This is a genomic window from Sphingomonas sp. PP-CE-3A-406 (assembly GCF_003688625.1).
Taxonomy (GTDB): Bacteria; Pseudomonadota; Alphaproteobacteria; order Sphingomonadales; family Sphingomonadaceae; genus Sphingomonas.
The window spans coordinates 1-5,819 of record NZ_RCWY01000005.1; the positions used below are offsets into that span (position 1 = coordinate 1).

At 54.1% G+C, this 5,819-nt stretch carries 2 tRNA genes and 3 rRNA genes; all 5 read right to left on the reverse strand.

The features are described from left to right. Positions 1-20: 20 nt before the first annotated feature. A 5S ribosomal RNA gene (gene rrf / locus C8J44_RS18055) occupies positions 21-135 on the reverse strand. 223 nt (positions 136-358) lie between these two features. Then, positions 359-3,154: ribosomal RNA gene (locus tag C8J44_RS18060) — 23S ribosomal RNA — on the reverse strand. 459 nt (positions 3,155-3,613) lie between these two features. Continuing rightward, positions 3,614-3,689, reverse strand: a tRNA-Ala gene (locus C8J44_RS18065). A 15-nt stretch (positions 3,690-3,704) separates the two neighbouring features. Beyond that, positions 3,705-3,781: transfer RNA gene (locus C8J44_RS18070), tRNA-Ile, on the reverse strand. Between the two features lie 230 nt (positions 3,782-4,011). Next, a 16S ribosomal RNA gene (locus C8J44_RS18075) occupies positions 4,012-5,502 on the reverse strand. Together the 16S, 23S and 5S rRNA genes with 2 tRNA genes alongside form the textbook arrangement of a ribosomal RNA operon. Positions 5,503-5,819: the final 317 nt, after the last annotated feature.

Below are 5,819 nucleotides of genomic sequence, written 5' to 3' on the forward strand. Positions count from 1 at the left end.
CATGTTGCACGGGCTTCAATGCCTGGCGACGACCTACTCTTCCATCGCTTGAGCGATAGTACCATTGGCGCAGTCGGGTTTCACGGCCGAGTTCGGAATGGGATCGGGTGGGACACCGACGCTATAGCCACCAGGCAATGGAGCCGGTGCGACATGCGTACGCGTCATATCTGGGTCCCTCGGGCTTCGCCTTGCGGCGAAGCCTGAGGGTTTAAAATCGATACCGTGCAAGGTTGTAGTGGTATTTGTGACCAATCCCTCGACGGCGAGGGGATTGGCAATCTGGCGTCGTCTTAATCATCCGCACTATCGAATGGCTCTGCTGGTTGCCCAGTGTTGTCATTGATGGTGTGAGACTCTCAAGCGCGAATAGAGCAATTAGTATCGGTTAGCTCCATGCGTTACCGCACTTCTACATCCGATCTATCAACGTCGTGGTCTCCGACGGCTCTATGAAATCTTATCTCGAGGGAGGCTTCCCGCTTAGATGCTTTCAGCGGTTATCCCGTCCATACATAGCTACCCAGCTGCGCTCCTGGCGGAACGACTGGTACACCAGAGGTATGTTCAACCCGGTCCTCTCGTACTAGGGTCAACTCCTCTCAAATTTCGACGCCCACGGCAGATAGGGACCAAACTGTCTCGCGACGTTCTGAACCCAGCTCACGTACCACTTTAATTGGCGAACAGCCAAACCCTTGGGACCTGCTCCAGCCCCAGGATGTGATGAGCCGACATCGAGGTGCCAAACAACCCCGTCGATATGAGCTCTTGGGGGTTATCAGCCTGTTATCCCCGGCGTACCTTTTATCCGTTGAGCGATGGCCCTTCCACGAGGGACCACCGGATCACTATGACCGACTTTCGTCTCTGCTCGACTTGTCAGTCTCGCAGTCAGGCGGGCTTATGCCATTGCACTCTAACAGACGGTTTCCGACCGTCCTGAGCCCACCATTGCGCGCCTCCGTTACTCTTTAGGAGGCGACCGCCCCAGTCAAACTACCCGCCACAGAGGGTCCCTGTTCCGGCTTACGGAACGAGGTTAGACATCAGAAACAAACAGGGTGGTATTTCACCTATGGCTCCACATCAGCTGGCGCCGATGCTTCAAAGCCTCCCACCTATGCTACACAGTTTCTTCCTAATGCCACTCTGAAGCTGCAGTAAAGGTGCACGGGGTCTTTCCGTCTAACCGCGGGTACTCCGCATCTTCACGGAGAATTCAATTTCGCTGAGCATGTCCTGGAGACAGTGGGGAAGTCGTTACGCCATTCGTGCAGGTCGGAACTTACCCGACAAGGAATTTCGCTACCTTAGGACCGTTATAGTTACGGCCGCCGTTTACCTGGGCTTCATTTCAGAGCTTGCACCCCTCCACTTAACCTTCAGGCACCGGGCAGGCGTCAGGCCCTATACGTCGTCTTGAAGCCGACTTAGCAGAGCCCTGTGTTTTTGCTAAACAGTCGCTACCCCCTGGCCTGTGCCCCCTCAAAGTGCTTGCGCATAGTGAGGGCCTCCTTCTTCCGAAGGTACGGAGGCAATTTGCCGAGTTCCTTCAGGACACTTCTCTCAAGCGCCTTGGTATACTCTACCTGACCACCTGTGTCGGTTTCGGGTACGGTCTATACGGTGGGGCTATTTCCTGGAACCATTTCGAAGCCATCCCAATCCGATAAGGGATGACAACACACATGATCCGTCACACACCACCAGGCCCACGAATATTAACGTGGTTCCCATCGACTACCCCCTTCGGGCTCGTCTTAGGGGCCGGCTCACCCTGCGCGGATTAGCCTTGCGCAGGAACCCTTGGTCTTTCGGCGAGAGGGCATCTCACCCTCTTTATCGCTACTCATGTCTGCATTCGCACTTCCGATACCTCCACGACCCATTACCAGATCGCTTCACAGGCTTACGGAACGCTCCGCTACCGCGTACCACATCAGTGGCACACCCTAAGCTTCGGCACGTATCTTGAGCCCCGTTACATCTTCGCCGCAGGACCTCTTGTTTAGACCAGTGAGCTGTTACGCTTTCTTTAAAGGATGGCTGCTTCTAAGCCAACCTCCTGGTTGTTTTGGAAGTCCCACATGCTTTCCCACTTAGATACGATTTGGGGGCCTTAGCTGTAGGTCAGGGCTGTTTCCCTTTTGACGACGGACCTTAGCACCCGCCGTCTGTCTCCCGCATATCACTCTTAGGTATTCGGAGTTTGGTTAGGTTTGGTAGATCTCGCGACCCCCTAGCCCATCCAGTGCTCTACCCCCTAAGGTGTTCGTGCGAGGCACTACCTCAATAGTTTTCGCGGAGAACCAGCTATTTCCCGGCTTGATTGGCCTTTCACCCCTAAACACAACTCATCCGGTAACTTTTCAACGTTAATCGGTTCGGACCTCCAGTGCATGTTACTGCACCTTCATCCTGGTCATGCCTAGATCGCCGGGTTTCGGGTCTAATACATCAAACTCTGGCGCCCTATTCAGACTCGCTTTCGCTGCGCCTACACCTATCGGCTTAAGCTTGCTTGATACATTAAGTCACAGACCCATTATGCAAGAGGTACGCTGTCAGGCCATAAAAGCCCTCCAACTGCTTGTAGGCAATCCGTTTCAGGTACTGTTTCACTCCCCTCATCGGGGTGCTTTTCACCTTTCCCTCACGGTACTAGTTCGCTATCGGTCACATACGAGTATTTAGGCTTGGAGGGTGGTCCCCCCATGTTCAGACAGAATTTCACGTGTTCCGCCCTACTCGAGTCCTGAATTCTCACTTTCGTATACGGGGCTGTCACCCGCTATGGCGTCACTTTCCAGAGACTTCTACTAGTTGAAATTCAGGCACTGGCCTGGTCCGCGTTCGCTCGCCACTACTAACGGAATCTCGGTTGATGTCTTTTCCTCCAGCTACTGAGATGTTTCAGTTCGCCGGGTTCGCTTCACGAAGCCTATGTATTCAGCTAAGTGATACCTAACCTAATTAACTCGACCTGTGCGTTACCGCGCAGGTAGAATTAATCGGGATAGGTGGGTTTCCCCATTCGGAAATCGTCGGGTCAAAGCTTGCTCACAGCTCACCGACGCTTATCGCAGCGTGCCACGTCCTTCATCGCCTGTATGTGCCAAGGCATCCACGAATTGCCCTTACCTCACGCTTGAGAGTCCACACCACCAACGACATCACTGGGTGTCCTTTCGGATCACCAACTCGGCAGAGCAGTGCGCGTTGGCCTTTGTCAGGTGCGGATGATTATAATCTCAGCCAGATTATTAGTTATGATGATGTCGATATTCAGAGCCTCGAACCGCTCGTCCAGATCGCTGACGCCGAAGCGCTCACGAACTGCCGAAGCAATCCTCTTCTCCAAAATCGAGCACCTCACGGCATCGATTTTAAAAAACCCATTCACAATGTCAAATACGGGTCGTCTCGACCCAATCACCGTGCTCTCGCACGGCGAACCGTTTCTCTTCATCTCTAGGTTGTGGCTGATGGTGCGTTGTCCGCGAGCCCGTCAGTCGCGGCGAAGCCGCGCCTTGTGGGCGCGCTCCGTAGCGCTGGCCGTTCTTGTCGTAGTGCGCGGCAGCTTTGCTGCCTCGTCTCTTCGACTGCGAAATGGTGGAGCCTATCGGGATCGAACCGATGACCTGATGCTTGCAAAGCAACCGCTCTCCCAGCTGAGCTAAGGCCCCAAACGCACTTGTGTGTGGTGGGCCTAGGTGGATTCGAACCACCGACCTCACCCTTATCAGGGGTGCGCTCTAACCAACTGAGCTACAGGCCCACACCCGCTGCGCCCGTCAGACGCAGCAGAACTGCGCCCAAGAGGCGCGCTTCGCGCGCTGGCCGAGCTTGCCCACGTGCCAAATAGCAAAGCTATTCGTCTCGTGGACTAACCTAGTGATGAAGGGACATGAGGACGGCGGCTAATGTTCTTTGGAATGGAAGAAGCTCTTCCGACAGGGTGGCACCCTAAGATGCGGGCCTGTCAGCGCTTTCTGCCGATATCCTTAGAAAGGAGGTGATCCAGCCGCAGGTTCCCCTACGGCTACCTTGTTACGACTTCACCCCAGTCGCTAAACCCACCGTGGTCGCCTGCCTCTCTTACGAGTTAGCGCAACGCCTTCGGGTGAATCCAACTCCCATGGTGTGACGGGCGGTGTGTACAAGGCCTGGGAACGTATTCACCGCGGCATGCTGATCCGCGATTACTAGCGATTCCGCCTTCATGCTCTCGAGTTGCAGAGAACAATCCGAACTGAGACGGCTTTTGGAGATTAGCTCACACTCGCGTGCTTGCTGCCCACTGTCACCGCCATTGTAGCACGTGTGTAGCCCAGCGCGTAAGGGCCATGAGGACTTGACGTCATCCCCACCTTCCTCCGGCTTATCACCGGCGGTTCCTTTAAAGTGCCCAACTAAATGATGGCAACTAAAGGCGAGGGTTGCGCTCGTTGCGGGACTTAACCCAACATCTCACGACACGAGCTGACGACAGCCATGCAGCACCTGTGTGCAGGTCCCCGAAGGGAAGAAATCCATCTCTGGAAGTCGTCCTGCCATGTCAAACGCTGGTAAGGTTCTGCGCGTTGCTTCGAATTAAACCACATGCTCCACCGCTTGTGCAGGCCCCCGTCAATTCATTTGAGTTTTAACCTTGCGGCCGTACTCCCCAGGCGGATAACTTAATGCGTTAGCTGCGCCACCCAAACACCAAGTGTCCGGACAGCTAGTTATCATCGTTTACGGCGTGGACTACCAGGGTATCTAATCCTGTTTGCTCCCCACGCTTTCGCACCTCAGCGTCAATACATGTCCAGTCAGCCGCCTTCGCCACTGGTGTTCTTCCGAATATCTACGAATTTCACCTCTACACTCGGAATTCCACTGACCTCTCCATGATTCAAGCGATGCAGTCTAAAAGGCAATTCCAGAGTTGAGCTCTGGGCTTTCACCTCTTACTTACAAAGCCGCCTACGTGCGCTTTACGCCCAGTAATTCCGAATAACGCTAGCTCCCTCCGTATTACCGCGGCTGCTGGCACGGAGTTAGCCGGAGCTTATTCTCCCGGTACTGTCATTATCATCCCGGGTAAAAGAGCTTTACAACCCTAAGGCCTTCATCACTCACGCGGCATTGCTGGATCAGGCTTTCGCCCATTGTCCAATATTCCCCACTGCTGCCTCCCGTAGGAGTCTGGGCCGTGTCTCAGTCCCAGTGTGGCTGATCATCCTCTCAGACCAGCTAAGGATCGTCGGCTTGGTGCGCCTTTACCACACCAACTACCTAATCCTACGCGGGCTCATCCCTCGGCGATAAATCTTTGGACTTACGTCATCATCCGGTATTAGCAGTCGTTTCCAACTGTTATTCCGAACCAAGGGGCAGATTCCCACGCGTTACGCACCCGTGCGCCACTAACTACCCGAAGGTAATTCGTTCGACTTGCATGTGTTAGGCATGCCGCCAGCGTTCATTCTGAGCCATGATCAAACTCTCAAGTTTATGTCACCAGCCAATCGCAGTGGAATTCCACGATCAACCAGCTCATCTCAAGGAGCCGCTCTGCACAATATCATTCAGACAATCGCCACAGTCCGAAAACCGTAACAACCGTCGATTACATATGGAATATGTGAAGGACATATGAGAACGACTTAGCTTTAAACGATACCCCGAACCCTTGAGGAGCCCGGAAACCGCAAGCCGCCGCCCACATGTCCCTTCATCTTAACCTACAATGTCAAAGAGCCGACAAAAATACCGACACTCGCATAACCTCCCTCTCGAGAAGCTTGGAGCATCTGGTTTTTTGCGACCGC